26 protein-coding genes and 1 pseudogene are annotated in these 21,546 nt (G+C 33.3%); 19 read left to right on the forward strand and 8 right to left on the reverse strand.

The genetic code is table 11. The features are described from left to right. Positions 1–110: 110 nt before the first annotated feature. From NKR74_RS11035 to NKR74_RS11065, 7 genes are all read left to right on the forward strand, one after another. On the forward strand, positions 111–890 hold the full coding sequence (locus tag NKR74_RS11035; protein ID WP_098311004.1) for an undecaprenyl-diphosphate phosphatase: 780 nt from the start codon (positions 111–113) through the stop codon (positions 888–890). Between the two features lie 12 nt (positions 891–902). Then, positions 903–1,067, forward strand: coding sequence for a hypothetical protein (locus tag NKR74_RS11040; RefSeq protein WP_176524732.1), 165 nt, complete (start codon positions 903–905; stop codon positions 1,065–1,067). A gap of 130 nt (positions 1,068–1,197) precedes the next feature. Then, positions 1,198–2,520, forward strand: coding sequence for an NAD(P)/FAD-dependent oxidoreductase (locus tag NKR74_RS11045; protein ID WP_253631131.1), 1,323 nt, complete (start codon positions 1,198–1,200; stop codon positions 2,518–2,520). 78 nt (positions 2,521–2,598) lie between these two features. After that, positions 2,599–3,114, forward strand: coding sequence for a GNAT family N-acetyltransferase (locus NKR74_RS11050; RefSeq protein WP_253629566.1), 516 nt, complete (start codon positions 2,599–2,601; stop codon positions 3,112–3,114). A gap of 25 nt (positions 3,115–3,139) precedes the next feature. Continuing rightward, entirely contained in the window at positions 3,140–3,658 is a 519-nt protein-coding gene (locus NKR74_RS11055; protein ID WP_253629567.1) for a YfiT family bacillithiol transferase, read from the forward strand. A gap of 52 nt (positions 3,659–3,710) precedes the next feature. Beyond that, positions 3,711–4,385 (forward strand): O-methyltransferase, encoded by a 675-nt coding sequence (locus tag NKR74_RS11060; RefSeq protein ID WP_098311008.1) that lies wholly within the window; start codon positions 3,711–3,713, stop codon positions 4,383–4,385. Between the two features lie 142 nt (positions 4,386–4,527). Then, positions 4,528–4,692 carry a DUF2197 domain-containing protein gene (locus NKR74_RS11065; RefSeq protein ID WP_098311009.1) on the forward strand — a complete coding sequence of 55 codons (165 nt, stop codon included), beginning with the start codon at positions 4,528–4,530 and terminating at the stop codon, positions 4,690–4,692. 193 nt (positions 4,693–4,885) lie between these two features. Here the strand turns inward: NKR74_RS11065 and NKR74_RS11070 are convergent, their stop codons facing one another. After that, the gene (locus NKR74_RS11070; protein WP_253629568.1) at positions 4,886–6,022 is read right to left on the reverse strand and encodes a zinc-dependent alcohol dehydrogenase; all 1,137 of its coding nucleotides are present in this window, start codon (positions 6,020–6,022) and stop codon (positions 4,886–4,888) included. Positions 6,023–6,204: 182 nt separating this feature from the next. On the opposite strand from NKR74_RS11070, the gene NKR74_RS11075 reads away from it, so the two are divergent. Next, positions 6,205–7,878, forward strand: coding sequence for a ribonuclease J (locus NKR74_RS11075; RefSeq protein WP_253629569.1), 1,674 nt, complete (start codon positions 6,205–6,207; stop codon positions 7,876–7,878). A 327-nt stretch (positions 7,879–8,205) separates the two neighbouring features. Here NKR74_RS11075 and NKR74_RS11080 read toward each other — a convergent pair whose 3' ends face one another. The 3 genes from NKR74_RS11080 to NKR74_RS11090 all read right to left on the reverse strand — a co-directional run bounded on the left by NKR74_RS11080 (position 8,206) and on the right by NKR74_RS11090 (position 9,568). After that, a complete protein-coding gene (locus NKR74_RS11080) occupies positions 8,206–8,658 on the reverse strand; it encodes a spore coat protein (RefSeq protein WP_253629570.1) in 453 nt (150 codons plus the stop codon). Between the two features lie 13 nt (positions 8,659–8,671). After that, entirely contained in the window at positions 8,672–8,872 is a 201-nt protein-coding gene (locus NKR74_RS11085; RefSeq protein WP_253629571.1) for a spore coat protein, read from the reverse strand. A gap of 318 nt (positions 8,873–9,190) precedes the next feature. Next, a complete protein-coding gene (locus NKR74_RS11090) occupies positions 9,191–9,568 on the reverse strand; it encodes a PH domain-containing protein (protein ID WP_098310248.1) in 378 nt (125 codons plus the stop codon). Positions 9,569–9,770: 202 nt separating this feature from the next. On the opposite strand from NKR74_RS11090, the gene NKR74_RS11095 reads away from it, so the two are divergent. The 9 genes from NKR74_RS11095 to NKR74_RS11135 all read left to right on the forward strand — a co-directional run bounded on the left by NKR74_RS11095 (position 9,771) and on the right by NKR74_RS11135 (position 15,275). Further along, on the forward strand, positions 9,771–10,619 hold the full coding sequence (locus tag NKR74_RS11095; protein ID WP_253629572.1) for a patatin-like phospholipase family protein: 849 nt from the start codon (positions 9,771–9,773) through the stop codon (positions 10,617–10,619). A 244-nt stretch (positions 10,620–10,863) separates the two neighbouring features. Beyond that, on the forward strand, positions 10,864–11,310 hold the full coding sequence (locus NKR74_RS11100; protein WP_098310250.1) for an NUDIX domain-containing protein: 447 nt from the start codon (positions 10,864–10,866) through the stop codon (positions 11,308–11,310). A 216-nt stretch (positions 11,311–11,526) separates the two neighbouring features. Then, entirely contained in the window at positions 11,527–12,720 is a 1,194-nt protein-coding gene (locus tag NKR74_RS11105) for an alpha/beta hydrolase (RefSeq protein WP_253629573.1), read from the forward strand. 21 nt (positions 12,721–12,741) lie between these two features. Continuing rightward, positions 12,742–13,155, forward strand: coding sequence for a DnaJ family domain-containing protein (locus NKR74_RS11110; RefSeq protein ID WP_253629574.1), 414 nt, complete (start codon positions 12,742–12,744; stop codon positions 13,153–13,155). 179 nt (positions 13,156–13,334) lie between these two features. Then, on the forward strand, positions 13,335–13,583 hold the full coding sequence (locus tag NKR74_RS11115) for a helix-turn-helix domain-containing protein (protein ID WP_253629575.1): 249 nt from the start codon (positions 13,335–13,337) through the stop codon (positions 13,581–13,583). Between the two features lie 86 nt (positions 13,584–13,669). Continuing rightward, positions 13,670–13,987 (forward strand): hypothetical protein, encoded by a 318-nt coding sequence (locus tag NKR74_RS11120; RefSeq protein ID WP_253629576.1) that lies wholly within the window; start codon positions 13,670–13,672, stop codon positions 13,985–13,987. Between the two features lie 168 nt (positions 13,988–14,155). After that, on the forward strand, positions 14,156–14,452 hold the full coding sequence (locus tag NKR74_RS11125; RefSeq protein WP_253629577.1) for a hypothetical protein: 297 nt from the start codon (positions 14,156–14,158) through the stop codon (positions 14,450–14,452). A gap of 303 nt (positions 14,453–14,755) precedes the next feature. Then, complete coding sequence (locus tag NKR74_RS11130; RefSeq protein WP_253629578.1) at positions 14,756–15,022, forward strand: hypothetical protein; 267 nt, start codon at positions 14,756–14,758, stop codon at positions 15,020–15,022. 52 nt (positions 15,023–15,074) lie between these two features. Next, positions 15,075–15,275 (forward strand): hypothetical protein, encoded by a 201-nt coding sequence (locus NKR74_RS11135; RefSeq protein WP_253629579.1) that lies wholly within the window; start codon positions 15,075–15,077, stop codon positions 15,273–15,275. A 717-nt stretch (positions 15,276–15,992) separates the two neighbouring features. Here the strand turns inward: NKR74_RS11135 and NKR74_RS11140 are convergent. The 4 genes and pseudogenes from NKR74_RS11140 to NKR74_RS11155 all read right to left on the reverse strand — a co-directional run. Further along, positions 15,993–16,361 (reverse strand): annotated as a pseudogene (locus NKR74_RS11140) (helix-turn-helix domain-containing protein); the annotation flags it as partial. 345 nt (positions 16,362–16,706) lie between these two features. Further along, positions 16,707–17,528 (reverse strand): ammonia-dependent NAD(+) synthetase, encoded by an 822-nt coding sequence (nadE, locus tag NKR74_RS11145; protein WP_253629580.1) that lies wholly within the window; start codon positions 17,526–17,528, stop codon positions 16,707–16,709. Between the two features lie 52 nt (positions 17,529–17,580). Next, positions 17,581–18,282 (reverse strand): nicotinate (nicotinamide) nucleotide adenylyltransferase, encoded by a 702-nt coding sequence (gene nadD, locus NKR74_RS11150; RefSeq protein WP_176524668.1) that lies wholly within the window; start codon positions 18,280–18,282, stop codon positions 17,581–17,583. A gap of 169 nt (positions 18,283–18,451) precedes the next feature. Beyond that, entirely contained in the window at positions 18,452–19,819 is a 1,368-nt protein-coding gene (locus tag NKR74_RS11155) for a beta-propeller fold lactonase family protein (RefSeq protein ID WP_253629581.1), read from the reverse strand. Positions 19,820–20,299: 480 nt separating this feature from the next. Between NKR74_RS11155 and NKR74_RS11160 the strand changes: the two genes are divergently transcribed. Both NKR74_RS11160 and NKR74_RS11165 read left to right on the forward strand, forming a co-directional pair. Beyond that, positions 20,300–20,443, forward strand: coding sequence for a helix-turn-helix domain-containing protein (locus NKR74_RS11160; RefSeq protein WP_253629582.1), 144 nt, complete (start codon positions 20,300–20,302; stop codon positions 20,441–20,443). A gap of 183 nt (positions 20,444–20,626) precedes the next feature. Further along, positions 20,627–21,475 (forward strand): class I SAM-dependent methyltransferase, encoded by an 849-nt coding sequence (locus tag NKR74_RS11165; protein ID WP_253629583.1) that lies wholly within the window; start codon positions 20,627–20,629, stop codon positions 21,473–21,475. Positions 21,476–21,546 lie beyond the last annotated feature (71 nt).

The following is a 21,546-nucleotide window of genomic DNA, read 5'->3' on the forward strand; positions in this document are numbered from 1 at the left end:
AAATCACATTATTTTCATTTGGTATAAGAATCTATTAAAAACGAGTAACTTTACATAACTAAAAAAGTACAAACATATACTGGTACAAGCAAACTTGAAAGGAGACAATCATGAATTGGTTAGAAGCCTTTATCCTAGGAATTATTCAAGGTTTAACAGAGTTTTTACCAATTAGCAGTACCGGTCATTTGTATTTAGGAAGGCACCTTTTTGGTTTAGATGAGGCAGGGCTCTTTTTAGATACGATGCTTCATATAGGGACGTTATTAGCAGTTTTTATTTACTATAAAAAAGAATTTCTCTATTTAATAAAAAATCCATTCTCAAAATTAACGTACTTATTGATTATTGGAACAATTCCTGCGGTTGTAATTGGTTTACTATTTAAAGATTTCTTTGAAGAGATTTCAAAAACAGGTATAACGATTGGATGGGAATTTTTAGTGACAGGTTTATTCTTATATATGGCAGAGAAACAAAAAAGCGGACGGAAGAAGATGGACAATATAACATATAAAGACGCATTTATTATTGGTTCGTTTCAAGCATTTGCTATTTTTCCAGCGATATCTCGTTCAGGCATGACAATCGTCGCAGCACTTTGGAGAAAATTAGATCGTGAAACAGCAGCCTATTTCTCATTTTTATTATCAACACCTGCAATTGTTGGGGCAATTATTTTACAGTTAGTCGATGTTTTTCAAGGTAAAGCAGAAGCAATCTCTAACACGTCACTTATTGTTGGTACACTATCTGCAGCATTCTTTGGATATATTGCCGTCTCATGGATGATTCAATATTTAAAACATCATTCTTTAAAAACATTTGCGTATTATGTATGGGCCCTTGGACTTCTCATTCTTACCTTACAATTTACTGGTGTATTTTAAGGGAGAAGGAACATGAAAAAATATGAGGAAATGGTAAGGTTATTTTATGGGGGATTCTTTATGTTAGGTTTAGCAGGTGGAATGTTATTAGAAAAGCCTAACATCGGAATTTTTATTGGGATTGCTTGTGGATTATTTGCGCATGCGATTCTTGTTATGAAAAGTAAAGATGAATGAAATATCACTAGAAATTAAAATCCTGTATTAATATTATGATACAGGATTTTTAAATCCGTTATGTCCCATTGAGAGGTTTTAAAGTAGTAAAATTGATAGAGAAATAGTGAAAAGGTAGATAGGGGGCAACATATTGGAGAACGCGATTGTAATTGGAGGCAGCATTGCTGGAAAACTTTCTGCAAAGGCTTTATCTCATTCTTTTCAGAAAGTAATAATTTTAGAAATAGGTGAAGAATGGACGGAAAAGACTCCTAGAAAGAGAGTGCCGCAAAGTTATCATCCACATGTTTTATTAAAAGGCGGAGAAGAAGCAATTGAGGAATTATTTCCTCAAATTATTTCGCAATTAATTGAGGATCAAAGTATTGTAAGTAATTTTACACAAGATGTGAAGTGGCATCATTTTGGTTGTTGGAAACCACAATTTACAGGAGATTTAACCATGGTTCAACAAAGCCGTCCTATGTTTGAGTGGCATTTAAAAAGACGAATTGATCAAGTAGCTAATATTGTAACTAGATATAGAATGATGGTTGAACAAATTTTGATAGATGAAGAGCATAATAAAGTATACGGAGTACGAGTGAAAAACCTTGAAACAGGTGCAGAAGAAGAAATTCATGCAAATGTAGTTGTGGATGCAAGCGGGTTTGGGTCAAAGAGTGTAGAGTGGTTACAAACACATGGTATACAGGTTAAAGAGGAAAAAGTATGGATTCAACTATTTTATGCTACTAGAGTATTTCGTTTAAAAACAAAAGAACGGCTAGATTGGTGTAACCTTCTTGTTTCTCCTAGTTTTCCTGAAAACCCTTATGGTGCTCTTATTCAAACAATTGAAGACGATCGTTTTTATGTAACTTTTAGCGGTTACGCAAATGAGCGTGCTCCGCAAACTGATGAAGAATTTTTTGCTTATGCTCAGAAATTACCGGTCCCTGATGTGCGAAGTTTTCTTGAAATAGCAGAGCCTCTTTCGGATATAAGAATACATAAAATTCCTTATCAAGTGCGTCGCCGCTTTGACTTAATAAGACATGTTCCGGAAGGTTTTTTAGTAATTGGAGATGCTCATTGCCGTTTTGATCCCGTTTTTGGACAAGGGATTTCAGTCGCTGCAATGGAAGCTTTAGAGTTGGAAAGATGTCTCCGGGAAAATAAACATCTCGAAAAAGATTTCACCTACAAATTTCATAAGAGTATTTCGGAGTTGATAGCAACGCCGTGGGAAATGACTACAACAGAAGCATTTCGCGTTTCGAACATTAAAGGGGACAGACCTCTTATGCAACCATTTAAACAGTGGTACACCAAAAAGGTATATCGTCTTTCTGCTTTTAATCCGGAAATTTATATTCGATTGGTTAATGTTATGAATTTAATTCGCAGTCCCTTACATCTTTTTCATCCAAAAGTACTGTTTGCTATATTTATGAGTCGAGGAAAGTAGCCTTTTTTTTCAGCAGGATTTTGTGACGAAATAGCAAATGTATATAGTTGATTGATGTTGAAAAGGAATGGTTATCGAATGGAAGTCTACATAGAAAAGTTAAAGGAACAAGATGCAGAAAAATTGTTTGCTTTTGAATGTAGTAACCGGTCTTTTTTCGAAAAGATGTTGCCTAGTCGTGGTGAAGATTACTATACATATGAAACGTTTCAAAAGATATTTTATGAATTATTAAAAGAACAACTTGAAGGTATTTCATATTTTCACCTAATAAGAAATCAGGCAGGAACAATTGTCGGGAGAATCAATTTAGTAGATATTGAGAAAGATAAAGAATTCGGGTATCTTGGCTATCGATTAGGCGAAAAATATGTTGGAAGAGGTATTGCAACTAAAGCTGTAAAACTCCTCTTAGATGAAGCAACAAACTATCATGTTACTAAAATTCATGCGAAAACAACAAATAATAATTTTGCTTCTCAAAAAGTATTAGAAAAGAACCTTTTTTCACGCATCTCAATTGATGAAAATACAGCAGAGTTACACGGCCAAAAAATTGATTTTATCCATTATATTTGGAAACATTCTAATTAAAACAAAGAAGGGGAGCAATACAACTATGGACTTACGTTATCCAATCGGTCATTTCACTTATGAAGAGAACATTACACAAGATACAATAGAGAATTGGATAGAACAAATTGAAAATCTTCCTATTGAATTAACACAAGCAGTAAAAGACTTAGATAAAAATCAGCTTGATACGCCGTATCGTCCTGGTGGATGGACAGTGCGCCAAGTCGTTCATCATATTGCAGATAGTCATATGAATAGTTATATTCGGTTTAAATTGGCACTGACGGAAAATAATCCAACGATTAAACCGTATATGGAAGAAAAATGGGCAGAGCTTCCTGATTCTACATTACCAATAGACGTATCTCTATCACTTTTAGAATCATTACATACGCGATGGGTTTCTTTACTGCGATTTATGAAACATAATGATTTTGAAAAAACGTTTAATCATCCTGAATCAGGATCTAATAAATTAGGTGTAACGATTGGGCTTTACGCATGGCATGGTCGTCATCATACTGCACATATTACTTCTCTTCGTGATCGATTAGGATGGTAACAGTTCTATAGATAATAAATTAAGCAGTTGAACTGCAAGGGGGACAGTTTATATGGGGATATCTAATAAATGGACTGAGGTAGATCGCTACATAACAGATTTACTAGTTCCGTCTGATCCTGTACTTGATACGGTACTCCAAGTTAACGCAGATTCTGGCTTACCCGCGCACGATGTTTCCCCGAATCAAGGGAAATTCCTGCAATTGCTTGCGCAAATTCAAGGAGCACGCACTATATTAGAAATTGGTACGTTAGGTGGTTATAGTACTATTTGGCTGGCGCGGGCATTACCTAAAGATGGTCGTCTTCTTACGTTAGAAGCAGACCCAAAGCATGCAGAAGTGGCTCGTTCTAACATTAAGCTTGCTAATTTGAGTGATATAGTGGAGGTGCGTCTTGGGCCAGCGCTAAATACACTACAGCAGCTTGTTGATGAAAAACATGAGCCATTTGATTTCATCTTTATTGATGCTGACAAACGGAATAATCCGTATTATTTAGCATGGGCACTGAAACTTTCTCGTCCAGGTACTTTAATTATTGGAGATAATGTTGTACGTGATGGTGCAGTGCTAGAAAATTCAGGTGATGATCAGAGTGTAAAAGGGATACGACAATTCTATGAGTTGCTCGCTACTGAGCCACGCGTGAGTGCAACAGCACTTCAAACTGTTGGTTCCAAAGGATATGACGGCTTTGCACTTGCTGTGGTTACGTTTATTTGAAATAAATTTTAACTTTAATGGTTGGAGCGGAATTTAAGGATGTTTTATGACATTTAGTAATGGAACTTGATAGGATAGTTAAAATATATTTAAAAATAATTTTTAACGTTCCAATGTATCACCCTGAGAAGGGGGGAAGTACATGATATTTTATGAGGTTATTTGTTTTTGTTGTAAAAATGTATTTCGGGTATATGAAGGAACTGAAAAATATAAGAAATTCAAGGAAAATCCGAGAGGGAAATATTGCTGTGATGAATGTAATCATAAAATACAACTTGAAGCAATAAAACATTTTTTTAGATAGTGATAATATCTACTACTCATTTTTGCTATTATATAATGTCCAATCCTAGAATGATTAAACTTTTTTATAAAAATCACATCTATATCAAAACTGTAGAATCCATTTTGATCGATCTTTTTTCAAAATGGATTCTTTTTTGTTTGCTATCTAATAAAGATTAGCTGTGTCCTTTTTATCAAACTTTATTACAAAGCTACAATGGTTTCAAAATGACTTTTATGCAATCGTCTTCACGATTATTAAAAATTCGATAACCATGACTTGCGTCTTCAAGAGGTATTTTATGTGTAATAATTTCTCTTGGATCAAACTCGTTATTTGTTATTTTTTCAAACAGTTCCCGCATAAGATGAATGACGGGGGCTTGTCCCATTTTAAGATTTATATTTCTAGTCCAAAATGCTCCTAAAGGAAATGCATTATAGTTTCCTCCATAAACACCCGTTATTTGCACCGTTCCACATTTTCTAACAGCTTTCGTAGCAATTTGAATAGGACCAAGAGTGCCACCTTGTAGTTTTAATTTTTGTTCAAGATATTCAAGAGGTGATTTTTTTCCGTCCATACCAACGCAATCAATAACTACGTCGGCGCCCCCATGAGTAATTTCTTTTAAATGCTCTCCCATATCAGGGAATTTTGTAAATTCGAATACCTCAACTTTGTTCATTTTTTTGGCATGATTTATACGATAATCTAAGTAATCAACAGCGATGACACGTTTAGCACCTTTCATCCAAGCAAATTTTTGAGTCATCAATCCAACAGGGCCACATCCAAGAACGATGACAGTATCGCCAGGTTTTACACCTGCATTTATTACACTCCAATATGCAGTTGGAAGAACGTCGGATAAAAAAAGCAATGACTCATCTTCAAGCTCGCATGATTCAGGGATAACAAACGGAGTAAAATTTCCAAAAGGAACTTTTAAATACTCAGCTTGGCCACCTGGATGGTTACCAAATTTCTCTGTATAGCCAAGGTATCCTCCAGAATCATAGTGAGGATTTGAATTATCACATTGACTCTCCATTTCGTGTTGACAATAAAAACAATGCCCACATGAAACATTGAAAGGAATTACAACACGGTCTCCTTTTTTGACCCTGGTGACATCAGGTCCTACCTCTTCTACAATACCCATCGGTTCGTGGCCAATAATATATCCTGGAGGTAATGGCATGTTCCCTTGATACAAATGTAAATCAGATCCACAAATAGCAGTTGAGGTAATCTTTACGATAATATCATCTTTCTTTTCAACTTTTGCATCCTCTACCTGGCTAACTTCGACAAGATTTGGTCCTTGATAAGTCACAGCTTTCATAATTCTAGAACCTCCTAGCTTCTTGAATGCCCCTTTTAGCACCTTTAACTATGTTCAGTTAAAGAAGTAAATAATATACTTATTCGTTTTGTAAGAGATAATAAATTTGTATGTGTTGGAAAATATATAAACAAATAGATTTTTAATAGGGAATAAAAATTTAAAAAAGGAGGATATTCATTTTGAGCACAGCAGAAAATACACTATCCATTTTTGCTTTAGGCGGCATAAAGGAAATAGGAAAAAATATGTATGTTATACAGTATGCAAATGACATTGTGATCATTGATTGTGGATCGAAGTTTCCCGATGAAAGTTTATTAGGAATTGATTTGATTATTCCTGATATTACATACTTAAAGGAAAATCAAGATAAGATTCGGGCTTTAGTTGTTACACACGGACATGAAGATCACATTGGAGGCATTCCATATATATTAAAACAACTGAATGTGCCAATTTACGCAACACATTTAACGTTAGGTTTAATTGAAGTTAAATTAAAAGAACATAAACTTCAAGATGTAACAGAGCTATTTGTTATTGATTCTGAATCGTTAATTGAACTTGGACAAATTAGTCTAACTTTTTTCAAAACAAATCATAGTATTCCGGACTGTCTTGGCATTGCTTTTCATACACCAGAAGGTACGGTAGTACATACAGGTGACTTCAAGTTTGATTTGACTCCTGTAAATAATCAATATCCAGATATCCATAAAATGGCCAAAATTGGAAGTAATGGTGTTTTAGCTTTACTCTCTGAAAGTACAAATGCGGAACGTTCTGGATTTACTCCGTCAGAACGAATTGTAGGTGAACATATTGAAGAGGCATTTCTCAAGGCCAGTAAAAAAGTTATTCTTTCCACTTTTGCTTCTAATGTGAATCGCGTACAGCAAGTGGTAGATGCAGCACGTAAAACAAATCGAAAACTCGCTTTGCTTGGAAGAAGTATGGTGAATGTAGTATCTGTTGCATTGGAGCGAGGATATTTGAATATTCCAGAGGGAATGCTGATAGAAGCGCATGAAATCAACCAAATGGAGCCAGAAAAGGTCGCTATTCTTTGTACTGGTAGTCAAGGTGAGCCAATGGCTGCTTTAGCTCGGTTAGCTAGTGGAAACTATAGACAGGTAGATATTCTGCCTGAAGATACCGTTATTATAGCTGCAACTCCTATACCAGGGAATGAACGAAATGTTTCGCGTATTGTAGATAATTTATTTTTATTAGGAGCTAATGTGATTTATGGAACAGGAAGTTCAACGGGGATGCACGTTTCTGGGCATGCTTATAAAGAAGAACTAAAATTAATGCTTACTTTAATGAAACCCAAATACTTCATTCCGATTCATGGGGAATTTAGAATGTTACATCATCATCGCCTTTTAGCAGAGTCCGTTGGTGTTGAGAAAGATAATATTTTTGTTATGAATAATGGTGATGTTGTTGATATAAAGAACCAAGTTGCTTATCAAACTAGACGAATACCTGCAGGAAATGTATATGTAGACGGATTGGGTATTGGTGATGTTGGAAATATTATTTTACGTGACCGTAAACAGCTTGCAGAGGATGGTATGCTTGTTATAGTCATAACTCTCAGTAAAACAGATGGGAAAATGATTTCTGGTCCAGACACAATTTCTCGTGGATTTGTATATGTGCGCGATTCAGAAGATTTTTTAAAGCAAATTAATCAACTGGTTGTAACAACTGTCAACAATTCACAAAAAGCGAATATTAGCCAATGGAATGTTCTTAAAAAAAATATAAAAGAAACACTCGGACAATTTGTATATGAACATACAAAAAGAAAGCCAATGATTCTTCCTATAATAATTGAAGTTTAAAATGACTACTTTTTTGTCCCACAGTTAGCATTTATTTAAATTTGAATTGACAAGCTCCTTATTAAACTATATCCATTTAGTTTAATAAGGAGAACCATATAAATATCTATAGCTAATGTTGATAATTTTTTGGATCTAACAAGTGAAAAAATATCCTTTTGTGTCATGTATTTGCAGCGGTTTAGCTGATTAAAAAAAGTTTCAACTATAAAAAAACCCCAATTGGAGGGGGTTCTTGGAAGACGCTTTTACACAACGCCTAAAAATCAATGGATTCTTATATTGAATTTTAAATTGTGAACCATGATAGGAAAGTTAAATTATTTTTTATAAAATATTTACTTTAACTAATAAAGCTACTAAAATTTGAAGAAGGATTTGAATATTTACTGCTATATCAGTATCTGTAGTAGTTACTGAAACGTTTCGAGAATTTCTAATAATAGTACGTTGTCTATTGATTTGTGTAATAGCTGATTTTTGAAAAAGTTCTTGTGCTATTTTATCAGCTTTTTCACTATCTGCAATAGATATACTTATAATAGCAGTAATTGCTGCTTGTAATGCTGCTTGAATCGATAGTGCTACTTTTGTATCTGTGGTAGTAACTTGAACGTCAGCAGAGTCAACAATCGCAATATATTCTTCAGACAATTGATACATTTTATTTTTTTGCTTAGCTTCTTCTGAAATTGTTGGATCGTTGAAGGATGGATGAGGCTTTGAAGAATCTAATGCACTCCATTTTTTATCTTGATTTGGATACCAAACTCCAGACATAAACTCTCTCCTTTTAGTCTAAAATGTTATTAATTTGATTTTGTAATTCAGAAAAGATTTTTTTAATTTGTGCTTTTTTCTCTGAGGGTAAATTTTTTAGAAATGAATCTGTTATATCATTTCTATTTAAAACATCTGAAAGTACTATATTGAATAGTTCGTTCTTTTGTTTTTCATTAAGTGTTGAAGAAATCATTTTTTTTAAATCATCCATTCCAATATCCCTCCAAATTGGGTTTAAATTATTAGTTAGTATCATCTAACTACAATCATTATATGGAATAGAATAGATATGGCTTGGACAAGTATCATTAAAAAAGTTTTTACAATATTTTTTTAGTAAATAATAAATTACGTTGGTCTTAATAGCTGAACAAGATTATTTAAAATATCAAAAAGATAATTTGATAAAATACAAAAAAGACTATCTTCTGATAGATAGTCTTTTTTGTATTTTTAATCAAAATTTATGTATATCGTTCCAAAATATACGGGGTAAATACTTTCTATGTTGTATAAAAATACAATATTGTTATTTTGTTGTGTAGGCTACAAGTGCTTTTTGAATGCTGTAAATACTATCGTCTTTTCTAAATTCTCTCGTAATTGGATCATGCATACCTGATATCCAAATTTTTAATTCAGCCTCCAAGTCAAAGTGACCAGCTGTTTCTATGCTAAATTGTGTAATACTTTTATATGGAATAGAATGGTATTCTGTTTTTTTACCAGTCATACCTTGTTTGTCTACTAAAATCATTCGGCGATTTGTAAATACAATTAAATCACGAATTAACTTATAAGCGTGTTCTACTTGCTCATCGTCTAACATAATCGCTTGTAAATCACGTTCTACGCTGCTTATATCTGCATCAGATGCATTTCCTAAAATGCCACTAAATAAACCCATTATGAAGTCCTCCTTTATGTATAGAATGAGTTTCTTTTATTGTAACATGAAACGGAAAAGCAGATTCTTACTTTTCGATATGAGAATTCATTTTCAATTGCAATGAAACAATTTAATACTTCATCATAATATCTTATGCTAATATATTTGTGTAAGAACTTTTTATACACTACTAATTTGAAATATGACAGAGGGACAATATATGAACAATATTGGATTAGTTTTAGAAGGCGGAGGAATGAAAGGACTTTATACAGCAGGTGTATTAGAATTTTTCATGGAAAAAGAGTTGTATTTTCCTTATGTGATAGGTGTTTCAGCAGGGGCTTGTATGGCTGCTACGTATTTATCTCGTCAAAAAGGAAGAAATAAGAAAGTAAACACGGAACTTGTAAGCGATCCACGTTACATATCATTTCGAAATTTTTTACGAAAACGTGAATTGTTTGGCATGGATTTTTTATTTGATGAAGTACCTAACAAAATTGTTCCATTTGATTTTCACACATTCCAAAACGGGGCAGAACAGTTTGTTATTGGCACAACTGATTGTGAGACAGGCGAAGCTGTGTATTACAATAAACATGAACACGGAAATGATATTTTAAAAATTATTCGTGCATCAAGCTCTGTACCATTTATTGCTCCGGCAGTTGAATATGATGATAAACAGTTACTAGATGGAGGGATTACAGACCCAATTCCGATTCAGAAAGCGCAGGCTGATGGATTTCAAAAAAATGTGGTTATTATGACGAAACCAGCAGGATTTGAAAAACAACGGAATAAGCTATCGTCTATTGCGAAATGGTTGTATCGACATTATCCTAATGTGGCAAATCGTCTTGTTGAGCATTATGAAATCTATAATAATACTATATCTTATCTCTATTCAGAAAAACAAAAAGAGAATTTCTTTGTTATACAACCAAGTGTTCAGTTACCTGCAAGTGGATTAGAACGGAATAAAGAAAGATTAGTTCATTTATATGAACTTGGTTATAGTGATGCAAAAAATCAATTTGAGCACCTAAAACAATGGATTAAGTAAACTAATATTTTGTTAGATGGAGAAAGTTGAAATCGTGGTCATGATTAGGTGATTTTAATGAAAAGCATAAGAGCGTAATGAAATTAGATTGAACAATTTACGTTCAATCTAATTTCATTTACCGTATTTTTACAACAAAAAAACCAAATAGTTTTAATGATGTCATCTATATTCAACCGGCAAAGGAATTTGACTTCCTACATTAGAATTTAATATCTGATGAGTAAATAAGGAGGGCCAAAGTATGAGAACTCGCTTTCACCATATTGTCAGGGGTGTACTTATAAAAGACGGAAAGCTTTTGGTAGCACATTTTAAGGGGCATCATTCTTTTTTACCAGGAGGACATATTGAATTAGGTGAGTCAGTCGAAAATGCACTTATACGAGAGTGGGAAGAAGAAATAGGTGCAGCTTGTTCAATCGAAAAATTCCTTGGTGTAATTGAAAATCAGTGGAAAGATGGAGACACACTACATTATGAAATTAATCATGTCTTTAAAGTTAACAGTGATAAATTAAACACGGAAACACCTCCTAAATCTAGAGAATCTCATCTGGATTTTTATTGGATGATACCTACTGAAGAAAATTTAAAAAGATATAAAGTCATGCCGGATGCTGCCGTACAAACACTTATGAAAAAAATTCAAGAGCATGACATAGAAACATGTTGGGTTAGTACACTTTAAATTCTTGAAACTGGATTTATGTTAAAAAGGTGTTTTCACGTCTAGAAAACACCTTTTTGGTTTGTAAAGTTTTTATAGTCGAATACTTTATTCTATTTAGTCTTAAATATAAAATTTGTTCACAAAAAATACACTATATCCATAGTAAATAACGAGGAAACAACCCACTTGTTACTGAAATAAGTATTGAGTTGAACAGAGGAAAGGAGGCAAAAAATGAAGAAACTAATGAGTCCAATTATGTATGATTTGGCGAAGCAATTAAATCTAGGGAATCCTGCTGCTGTTACATTGTTTTTAGAGAGCATAAAGAAACAAGAAACACCTATTGTGGAGACTTGCCCAATTGATGATGAGTACCATCTTGTTACATATATTTGGTTAGGTGATGAACAAACCGAAAATGCATATGTATTTGGCAGTTTTCCTGGGTGGGATTTGACGGCCAATGAAATGAATAAGCTTTTACATACAAACATATGGTTTAAAACATTTCGAACAAAAAATAGGTTTGCTTCGACGTATTATTTTTCAATTAATGATGACTTTGAACAAGATTGGGTAAAACGAAGTGAAAATTATAAGCGTGATCCATTGAATTCTAAAATATTTGGGCATAAAGCAGGACCAATATCTGTTTTCGAGTTAGGCCTATCGTCACAAATTGATAAAACTAAGCGACAAACTCATATTCCAAAAGGAAAAGTAGAAACACATCAGTTTCATAGTTCTATATTAAAGAATGAACGACAACTTTGGATATATACTCCGCATAATTACTCACTTGAACAAGCTCCTTATGACCTTCTTATCATGTTTGATGGCAGTTCTATGCTGCAGACGTTATCAGCAACTGCAACACTAGATCATCTTATACATACAAAGGAAATTCCACCGTGTATTCTAATTGGCATTGATCATGTAGATCGATTTACAGAACTCACATTTTACGAGGAAATGAATATGTTTTTAGCAAAAGAACTATTTCCGTGGATTCAACAAAAGTATCATGTTAATGCAAATCCGTATCATATAACAATTGGCGGATTCAGTCTCGGTGGTTTAGCAGCTTTTTATACAGCATTGCGATATCCAGATCTCTTTGGAAACGTTTTATCAATGTCTGGTTCTGTACATTGGAAAAACGAAGATTACGCAGAATCACACCCTTGGATCGAAAATCAATTTAAAAGAAGCGGCACATTACCATTACATATTTATATGAGTGCTGGGGAGTTAGAAAATAAACCATTGTTAGAAGCAAATAGGAGATTATCAGAAGTACTTAAAGAAAAAGAGTATCAAAGCACTTATGTTGAATTCCCTGGTGGTCACGATGAATTGTGGTGGCATAGACAGTTTGCTCAAGGATTAGTATCCTTACAACAATTTAAAATACCTATGAAATAATAAAAAGGGAGGAGAAAACATATGAAGGATAGAGAAAAAGAAATAGATAAGGCATTAAAGAAACAAGAAATTTTAGTGAAAGATGAGAAAGTTTGGTCATATACGTACGAAGATCATATTAGTTCTATTATTAAACGTTCTCAAAAAGAAGGCGTATTTGATGATTTAGTAGGAAAAGGAAAGCCGCTACAAATTGATAAAAGTCTCTCTTATAATCCAGAAAAACAACTATATAAGACAATGAAAGATAATCATATATTACCGAGGTGGATTGAACTTTCGAAAGAAATTGATGCGTTAAAGGAAAAATTGCATACATGCATGGAGAAGGAAGAGTTTGCTGCAATGGTTGAAATCATTAATAAAAAAATTCACGAGCACAATTTAACTTGTCCACCATCAGCACAAAAAATGAAAATAAGTAAACCAGGTTAATATTGGATGATTGATACTCTTTTTGAGAATAAACTCGGAAAGAGTATTTTTATGATCAATTATTGGGGAAATTAATTGTTTATGAAAATGAATTTTACAAGAATTTTCTTTAAATGGATTTTTCATGTGCGTTAAAGATAGGATAAACATATATAAAGAAGTGTACTATTAGGACGGAAGTGAGGAAGAGGCATTCAGAATCTATTATTTTTCGTAATATGAATCAATATATTGAAGCAGAAGGTTTAAAAAGAAAACGTTTAGCGAAATGTATGAACATGTCTGAGTCAAATTTCTCTGACTATCTAAATGGAAAACGAATGAATGGTATTTATGATTTTGCGGCCAAACTGGCTAATACTTTAGGTCATGAACAAACGTTTTTATCAAGAGCTAGAGGAGAGGGATTTCGCTTTTTCGGCCGGTAATCTGTTGTCAGAGAGAGGAAAAGAAGAGTTAGCTCAGTTAACAAAAATTTGTGACTTACTTGAAATTTATGATAGAGGTGATTCACATGCCTGAGCTTTCGTCTGCAGATCTTCCGCAAATTTTAGAAGAAAATCAAAAGATAAAGTCTGAAGTAGAAAATTTAATGAAAAAGTATTTGCAGCATTACCACCCAAGAGGCTGGACAATGATTGAAGGTGCGAAAAAATATATTTCTACACAACATTTTTTCATTGAAGCACCAATTCAAAATCAGTCTTTGGGTGGTTTTATTCGTTCTACAAATACGGATAAGTATATTTGCTATGTGAATACGTATCAATCTCGAATTTATCAAAATTTTAGTCTGCTTCATGAACTGTATCATCTTATTTCATTTCAATAGCTTAAGCAGCAATTACATATTATTCATGTAGGCCTTGATAAAAATCAATTTGAACAAAAAGCTGATTATTTTGCATAGGTTCTATTAATTGATGAACATGAGTTAAATGCTTTTTATACGGATACAGAAAATGAATTTGAAACTACATTAACAAAGATTCTTCTTTGTATGAGCCGTTTTCAGGCGCCGCACAAAGCAACTCTTATTCGTCTCTATAAATTGTACCTAATTGATGAAAAAACATTGGAAACATATTTTGATAAAACAATTGATTATCATAAAGAATTTGAAGCTCTTGGGTTAGATCCTTATATGATTGAACGAAGTAATGTTGTGAACTTTGGAAAACTAGAAAAGTTAATGAATCAGTATACTTTACCTTATGTAGCACAACAAACTAACCAACAAGTTCTTGAAGAAGTTATTGGGTATTTCCATAAAATGAAGGGAGAGGCAGCAGAGTGACATCTTCAGAACTAAAAAGTTTTATCCAACAATAAACACACTTCATTACAGACATTGAAGAGAGTATAGATAGTATTTTAAAGAAAGACCATGTGTTCTTATATGATACGTCAGTTATTTCTTCTCACGAGAAAGCTTTTTATCAGCATAAAGCAACGTTATTTCTTGAACATACGAAAGATATTCCTATCTTAGTCACAGATTGTAATCGCAAAAGAAATGCGTCTTACAGAGGATTTAGAAGGTTGATATTTAGCTTATTTATCAAAATTTGATACAGTTCTTTATGTAGAAGAGCGTGATTTGTATGAATTACTTAAAGTAGAATATGCAGCAGCACAAGCGAAACAAAAGTTTTTAATTGCAAATGAAAAAGCATTTTCCTGCATACAACCATTGCGAGAAAGCATTAGAAAAGCAAGAAATACATTTCAAATTGCTGAAAAGATTGTATTTGACGACTATGAGGCGTTTTTTGTGAATTGTAATCATAAAAATCATGGAGAAATGTCATTATTATGGACAGCCAGTATATTGAATCAAGCAAACCATCACATTTGTTGGAAATAAACAGAGCGTGACAAATAATCCTCATGTGATTTACATTATTTGTAATGATGTCTTGCTACAAAGTTATAACGTACAACAAGGTGATGTTGATACACTGGGAATACTGGTGCAAATATATCGAAATGAAGAACGTAAAGTGATTTATCATAATCGAAAAAGTGGCATTTTACATTTAATTCGTCAAACAGAAAAGATAGTAAATACGGATTTTGTAGAAAAAATTATATCTAATAGAATACAAGTCATTTATTAAAATTCTTCCTAAAATAAGGGAGGATTTTTATATTTTATAAATATATTATGTTAACTGAAAATGATTAAATTTGAGTAAAGGAAAAATAGGTTAGAGTTGGAATTATGACACATTTTTATATAAAACATATTTCTGTGTATATTCAGAAAATAAGATATCAATATTAAATGTATAATTGAAACTAAGCTAGAAAATAAACTTTTAAGTGCAATATAAATATAAATTATGGCTCTGATCATTTAGCATAAAATTTCTCCAGCTGTGTGCTGTGATAAATTTTACTGAATGAAATCATAATGGTTCATTTGAAATATGGAGTTTCAAATGATTATTTGAACATGCTATAGATTGTTTCAAAAACCCCTATTCCGTCTCAAAATATATAGTTTACTTGGATTTAGAGATATGAAACCACTCTCATTTTACAACTTCCTATAATTTATATTATGTTAACTGTAAAAAATAAATCAACTATAATTAAGTAAGTTCTTTTTTTTGATCTCGGCTTCCCTTCTGAGGTTTAAGAGTGAACAATGAAATACAAAAAAGATTATTGCGTTTGCTATATTGCTCTATAAACGCGCTAATCTTTTTTGTTGTTTAGTATCAATCATTGAACTTTGTTGAGTATTTCGGTCAGGTGCTCAAATTGGTTTTTAAATTCTAAATCGCTTTTTATCCAACTTTGAAATGTTGTTTTTTTGATTCCGATACTTTCACAGGATTTGCTAATCGAATTGTTTTTTTGATATTCAATAAGAAAATCTTTTTTTCTTTTAGTAACTGAGAAATACTAACTGTGTGACTGTTTTTGGCTATTACACCGTCAGCAACGAAAAAACCTAAAATATATGCCATGTTGTTAGACCAAATTTTAAAATAATCTTCATTTAAATCATATTTACGCTTCCAGCTTCCACGCGCTCTCTTTTCAATATTGTTATCTGTTAGGACCATGCGAACTTATCTAGAAGAAACATTAGCTAAATTTGCGATGTCTGATGTGCTAGAACCTTCTAAATATAACTTAATCATTTCTGCCTTTTCCATCGTGTATTTAGACTTCTTTTTGACCTTTCTACACATTAACAGTATCCCCTTTCAACAGATATAAAAATTGAGTATATCTTCTTCTATATCATTTGAAAGAATAAATGTTCTGTCTACCGTTAATAAAAAGATAATCAATAAAATAAAAACTTTAGCAACTATAAGAAAGATGCTAAAGCCTTTATTTTTACTTAACTTAAATGATAAAAATAACGATTTTACATCATCAATTTATTATATTGATATGATTATATATTCAATAAAATCATTTTGAAAAATAAACTCATGATTGACGGCATACAAAAATAAAAATTAGAGATCTAATCTTTATTTTCATGCAGGATAAATAAGAAAAGCTGCGGGAATAACCGCAGCTTTTCATCACTTCCACCAACCATCAAATATAGTTACAGGAAGTTGTCGTTTATGTTCTGTAGCTAAATATCGTTTTTCAATCGCTTCTGCTACTTCTTTTTCTACTTTCTTACCTTCTAAATAATCATCCAATTCATCATAAGTAACTCCTAGCTCGGTTTCATCTGCTTGTTGTGGTTTATTATCTAATAAATCAGCTGTTGGAACTTTTAAATACAATCTTTCTGAAGCGTCTAAAGCTTTCAATAGTTCTCTTCCTTGTCTTTTTGTTAATCCAGACAACGGAAGAATGTCAGCACCACCATCGCCGTATTTAGTAAAGAAACCGGTCACAGCTTCTGCTGCGTGGTCTGTACCAATTACAAGAAGGCCATTTTGACCACCTACTGCATATTGTGTAATCATTCGAACTCGAGCTTTCACATTTCCTTTATTGAAATCTGTAAGTTGCTCTTTTGCATCTTTTTTATATTGCTCTGCAAAAGCGTCAACTGTAGTTTTGATGTCAAATGCAAGTTCTTCATCTGCTTGAATGAATTGTAACGCTGCTTGTGCATCAGCTTCATCTTTTTGAACTCCGTAAGGTAAGCGAATAGCTACGAATTTTACATTATGCCCTTCGGCTCTCAGTTCTTCTACTGCTAGTTGAGCGAGTCTTCCAGCTAATGTTGAATCTTGACCACCGCTAATTCCTAAAACGAAGCCTTTTGCTCTTGTTTTAAGTGCATACTCCTTTAAAAAATCGACTCTTTTACGAATTTCTTGAGTAGGATCAATTACTGCTGATACGTTTAAGTCCGACATGATTTTTTGTTGTAGAGTTGTCATTACAAAATCTTCCCTTTCGGTTTTTAGAGTTTTATATGAAATGTAATCCCTATTATTGATACAAACCTTTTTCTTTGATGTAATAGTAGCAGCTATCTGGGAGAAGGTAACGCGGTTCGCCGCCTTTAGAAAATTCTTCGCGTATATATGTAGAACTTATTTCCATAGCTAATCCTTTATCGATTAATTGAAACCTACCATCGTCATAATTGCGAAGGAGAGCAGATCGACTAATCGTTTGGAGCATATCGATACCATTGCGAGCCATAACGATAAAATTATTTTCACTTATTAATTCTTCAGCCATCTTCCATTTTCCATCAGCGATATCTACTAAAAGGTCTGCACCCATGATAAAGAACAATTCTGCTTCTTTTAATATAGTCCTAAAATGCTTCATTGTATAGTATGTATAATGTTTGCCTGGTAATACGTTTAATTCATGAGTGTCTAGAATGAACTTCGGGTTATCTTGTATGGCTAAACTAATCATTTTAGCACGGTGATCACCGGTCGTTTGTATTTTTTTATCGATACGCTTGTTTGTAGAAGGTAAAAAGATAATGTAATCTAGTTTTTTACGATGTGCCACAGTGGAAGCAGTCCACAAATGAACATTTGTGATAGGATCAAATGATGAACCATATATACCAATTCGTCGTCCTTTTTTAAATAGTTCGCTAATATCTTTTTCTGGATTCAATTCTTGAAGGTACTCCATATTTTTAGTTGATTCGATTTCATTTATTTTCATTTGCTAATCATCTCCGCAACTTTTTGTTTTACTTCCTCAATATGCTTCAGTTTGTTGTCTCAACACTTAAATGACAAAAATCTATCAAGTTAAAATAAAGCAAAAACCCCTTCTTTTTGGTTTCGAAGAGGTTTTTGCTTATACGGATTATGTTACTTGAAGCAATTGTTTATTTCTCAAAAATCTTTTTATTTAAAACAAACCAGACATTATTTACGCCTTGTCCATTTATATCACCGACCTGCGTATCTTTAAAATAGTAATAAAGAGGATGGCCTTTATACGTTGTTTGCTTCTGTCCATCTTCTCTTGTGATGGTTCCAAAATCGCTTTTATTAAATCCACTAGGAGCCACTATGTTTTCCGCATGGAATGTAGGCCAAATTTCAGAACATTTACCTTTACAATTACTTACTCCTGGTTCATCCTTTGTGAAGTAATAAAGTGTCATTCCTTGATCATCTGCTAAATATTTTCCGATTCCATCCGATTCTAACACCTGAAGCTTGTATTTGTTTGACTTATCACTGATCGTATCGGTGATGGATAAGTCTTTTACATTCACACGGGAAATGGAAAGATCCCGATTAAGGACATAAGCGCGTTCTCCCTCCCGGTTAAAGACAATTGCTTGACGGGGTTCTGTGAAACCACTGATTGTTTTAATCACACGGTTATCAGAGACGTTGATCACATCGATAGTATTGTCTGCCTTGTTGCTTGCGAAAAGCAATTTACCATCGGGTGACAAGGCTGCACCGTATGGCTCATGTCCAACTTTTACCTCGTTGACGATTTGTCCTAGAGAGATGTCCACCACGGAAATGCTGTCACGACCGCTGTTTGCGGCATACAATGTATGACCATCAGCACTCACGGAGATTCCACGAATCATAGAGAAACCAGTAATCTCACGTACGATGTTCTTAGTGGCTGCATCAACTACGGACACCTTATCTCCTTTAAAGTTTGTTACAAACACATATTTTCCGTCCGGAGAGACTGTAATACCTTGGCGTGGTTGGGCGAAACCAGTGATGACCGCAGTTGGTTTGCGTTTCTCAAGGTCCACGACAGTTACAGAACTGTGTGCCTGATTGTTCACGTATAGCGTTTTTCCATCAGGGCTGACAGCAGTGCCGAATGCACCTGGACCGACTACGACTTCATCCTTTAAGGTTAGGCCTTTTGTGTTATAGAAGCGCAAAGTGCCAAGCGTACTATCCGAGACGACGAACTCTGAGCCATTGTTAATGAACACGATATTTCTCGGTGTGACAAAGCCATCGATTTCCTTTCGTAAAGTGCCTTTAGCAAGGTCATAGATACGTATGGATTGTTCGCGACTATCTGAAACAATCGCAATCTGCTCATCGGGACTTACAGCAAGGGAGTTGTTAGTGATGTTGCCATCGAAGCTCTCCTCTGCCATAGGGCTTTTCTTTTCAGTAACTGAGGCAAAAATGGCAGTCGGAAGAATAATAACAAACATCAAAGCTACAACCAATACACTTTTAAATTTCATTTTTTTTAACATTTCTTCACCTCGTTAAAAATTTTTTGCATGATAAATCTTCAAGACACCTACACGTTTTTTGATTCCCTCCTTTTGTAATCGTGTCTGAATTTTTATCCCTTCGTTCTATGTAAACGTACAGATGGACAAATTGGTTTGAACATTATAAAAGAAAATATCGATTTTTAAAAATATTTTTAAAGAAGCCTAACGAATCAAGTGGTTTAGTTAGGTTTTTCAATTTTAGCTATTTTATTTTCCGCTCAAATAATAAATCATACATAATATCTATTATGTACTGTCTATAAAACTAGAAAAAACTCGTTGACCAACAAATAGGTATTTGTAATGACATTCTACCCCCTCCTATATTGTAAGTATTTTAAATTTTATAAATATTATTACCGTTTTGATTATACTTATAAATTATAATTAAATAAAATTAAAGATTTTAATTTGTAAGTAAGTGCTACTAATATTAGAAAAGGGATGCAGCCATTAATGTTTAATAATTACTATATTGTTGAAGGTACAAAACACGGTTCTCTGACTATAGCTGCACGGAATCTTCATGTGACTCAATCCACAATCAGCCAGCCTATTGCCAGCTTAGACATCCCCCCTCTCTTTAGCTTCTCTTTTTAAATTTGTAGCATAGTTCATTCATAGTTTAGGTGTTTTTGTATTTTACTTCTATAACTCCCCTTTTTGCTGAAGAAAATGTTTGTAAAAATTAAGGACATTGGAGTTTTGAGTTGTTAGAAGGACTTTGAAATTTTAAATCGAAAATATATCAATTAGTACATATTGATTGGAGCGATAAAAATAATGAATATGAAAAACTCTTTGAAAACAGAGGTAAATAAAGTTGTTGAGTATTATTCTACCTTTGATGAGTGGGGACGTCTTGATCGTGAACCATTAGAATTTCAGGTTAATTGGCACTATATACAAAAATATTTACCTAAGACAGGGAAAGTACTAGATAATGGAGCCGGACCTGGTAAATATGCTATGAAATTGGCTGAACAAGGATATAGAGTTACATTAACTGATCTTGTGCCTAGATTAGTTGAGGTTGGTGAAAATAAAGCAAGAGAACTAGGTTTATCTGACCGGTTTGATGGTTTTCATGCTGCAGATGCAAGAAGTCTTACTTTATTGGAAAACGAGCAGTTCGATGCTTCTCTTATGATGGGACCTATGTATCATTTACAATCAGAGCAAGACCGTAATTTAGCAATTAAAGAATTATATAGGGTCACAAAGAACGATGGGATTGTTTACGTAGCTTTTATGCCAAGAATTAAGCATGTTCTTTCATCGCTGCTATATCCTCAGACGTGGAAACCGAATGATAACATGGACTCCATTCAGCAATTCATCCGTACGGGTGAATTTAATCATAGTGACGAAGGACGATTTACAGGAGCTTATTACTTTAATATTGAAGACATAAAACCTTTTATGGAGTCTTATGGCTTTGAGACATTAAATCTTATCGGTTCATCTAACATAGGTACTCTTTTATCAAAAGAGCAATGGGAATACTGGCAAAATCGTGGAAAAGATGAGTTCACTCAACTTATTGAATTATTAAAAGAAACAGCAACCAATCCTCACGTTTTAGGAGTATCTTCTCACTTACTTTACATAGGAAAAAAGAAAGATAACTAATTGTTTTATTAAAAAACAAATATAGCAGTGAGTGTTGACAAATGTCTGGTATAAATAAAAAGAAGATGAAT

The organism is Bacillus sp. 3103sda1, assembly GCF_024159135.1.
GTDB classification, from domain to species: domain Bacteria; phylum Bacillota; class Bacilli; order Bacillales; family Bacillaceae_G; genus Bacillus_A; species Bacillus_A rhizoplanae.

What these genes read in the sequence shown, in the direction of transcription:
- NKR74_RS11050 (WP_253629566.1), top strand. Translation starts at nt 2,599, where the DNA reads ATGGAAGTCTACATAGAAAAGTTAAAGGAACAAGATGCAGAAAAATTG.
- NKR74_RS11165 (WP_253629583.1), top strand. Translation starts at nt 20,627, where the DNA reads ATGAATATGAAAAACTCTTTGAAAACAGAGGTAAATAAAGTTGTTGAG.
- NKR74_RS11070 (WP_253629568.1), bottom strand. Translation starts at nt 6,022, where the DNA reads ATGAAAGCTGTGACTTATCAAGGACCAAATCTTGTCGAAGTTAGCCAG.
- NKR74_RS11105 (WP_253629573.1), top strand. Translation starts at nt 11,527, where the DNA reads ATGAAGAAACTAATGAGTCCAATTATGTATGATTTGGCGAAGCAATTA.
- NKR74_RS11065 (WP_098311009.1), top strand. Translation starts at nt 4,528, where the DNA reads ATGATATTTTATGAGGTTATTTGTTTTTGTTGTAAAAATGTATTTCGG.
- NKR74_RS11035 (WP_098311004.1), top strand. Translation starts at nt 111, where the DNA reads ATGAATTGGTTAGAAGCCTTTATCCTAGGAATTATTCAAGGTTTAACA.
- NKR74_RS11125 (WP_253629577.1), top strand. Translation starts at nt 14,156, where the DNA reads ATGAGCCGTTTTCAGGCGCCGCACAAAGCAACTCTTATTCGTCTCTAT.
- nadE (WP_253629580.1), bottom strand. Translation starts at nt 17,528, where the DNA reads ATGACAACTCTACAACAAAAAATCATGTCGGACTTAAACGTATCAGCA.
- nadD (WP_176524668.1), bottom strand. Translation starts at nt 18,282, where the DNA reads ATGAAAATAAATGAAATCGAATCAACTAAAAATATGGAGTACCTTCAA.
- NKR74_RS11090 (WP_098310248.1), bottom strand. Translation starts at nt 9,568, where the DNA reads ATGGGTTTATTTAGTGGCATTTTAGGAAATGCATCTGATGCAGATATA.
- NKR74_RS11060 (WP_098311008.1), top strand. Translation starts at nt 3,711, where the DNA reads ATGGGGATATCTAATAAATGGACTGAGGTAGATCGCTACATAACAGAT.
- NKR74_RS11110 (WP_253629574.1), top strand. Translation starts at nt 12,742, where the DNA reads ATGAAGGATAGAGAAAAAGAAATAGATAAGGCATTAAAGAAACAAGAA.
- NKR74_RS11120 (WP_253629576.1), top strand. Translation starts at nt 13,670, where the DNA reads ATGCCTGAGCTTTCGTCTGCAGATCTTCCGCAAATTTTAGAAGAAAAT.
- NKR74_RS11095 (WP_253629572.1), top strand. Translation starts at nt 9,771, where the DNA reads ATGAACAATATTGGATTAGTTTTAGAAGGCGGAGGAATGAAAGGACTT.
- NKR74_RS11085 (WP_253629571.1), bottom strand. Translation starts at nt 8,872, where the DNA reads ATGGATGATTTAAAAAAAATGATTTCTTCAACACTTAATGAAAAACAA.
- NKR74_RS11160 (WP_253629582.1), top strand. Translation starts at nt 20,300, where the DNA reads ATGTTTAATAATTACTATATTGTTGAAGGTACAAAACACGGTTCTCTG.
- NKR74_RS11080 (WP_253629570.1), bottom strand. Translation starts at nt 8,658, where the DNA reads ATGTCTGGAGTTTGGTATCCAAATCAAGATAAAAAATGGAGTGCATTA.
- NKR74_RS11055 (WP_253629567.1), top strand. Translation starts at nt 3,140, where the DNA reads ATGGACTTACGTTATCCAATCGGTCATTTCACTTATGAAGAGAACATT.
- NKR74_RS11100 (WP_098310250.1), top strand. Translation starts at nt 10,864, where the DNA reads ATGAGAACTCGCTTTCACCATATTGTCAGGGGTGTACTTATAAAAGAC.
- NKR74_RS11155 (WP_253629581.1), bottom strand. Translation starts at nt 19,819, where the DNA reads ATGTTAAAAAAAATGAAATTTAAAAGTGTATTGGTTGTAGCTTTGATG.
- NKR74_RS11040 (WP_176524732.1), top strand. Translation starts at nt 903, where the DNA reads ATGAAAAAATATGAGGAAATGGTAAGGTTATTTTATGGGGGATTCTTT.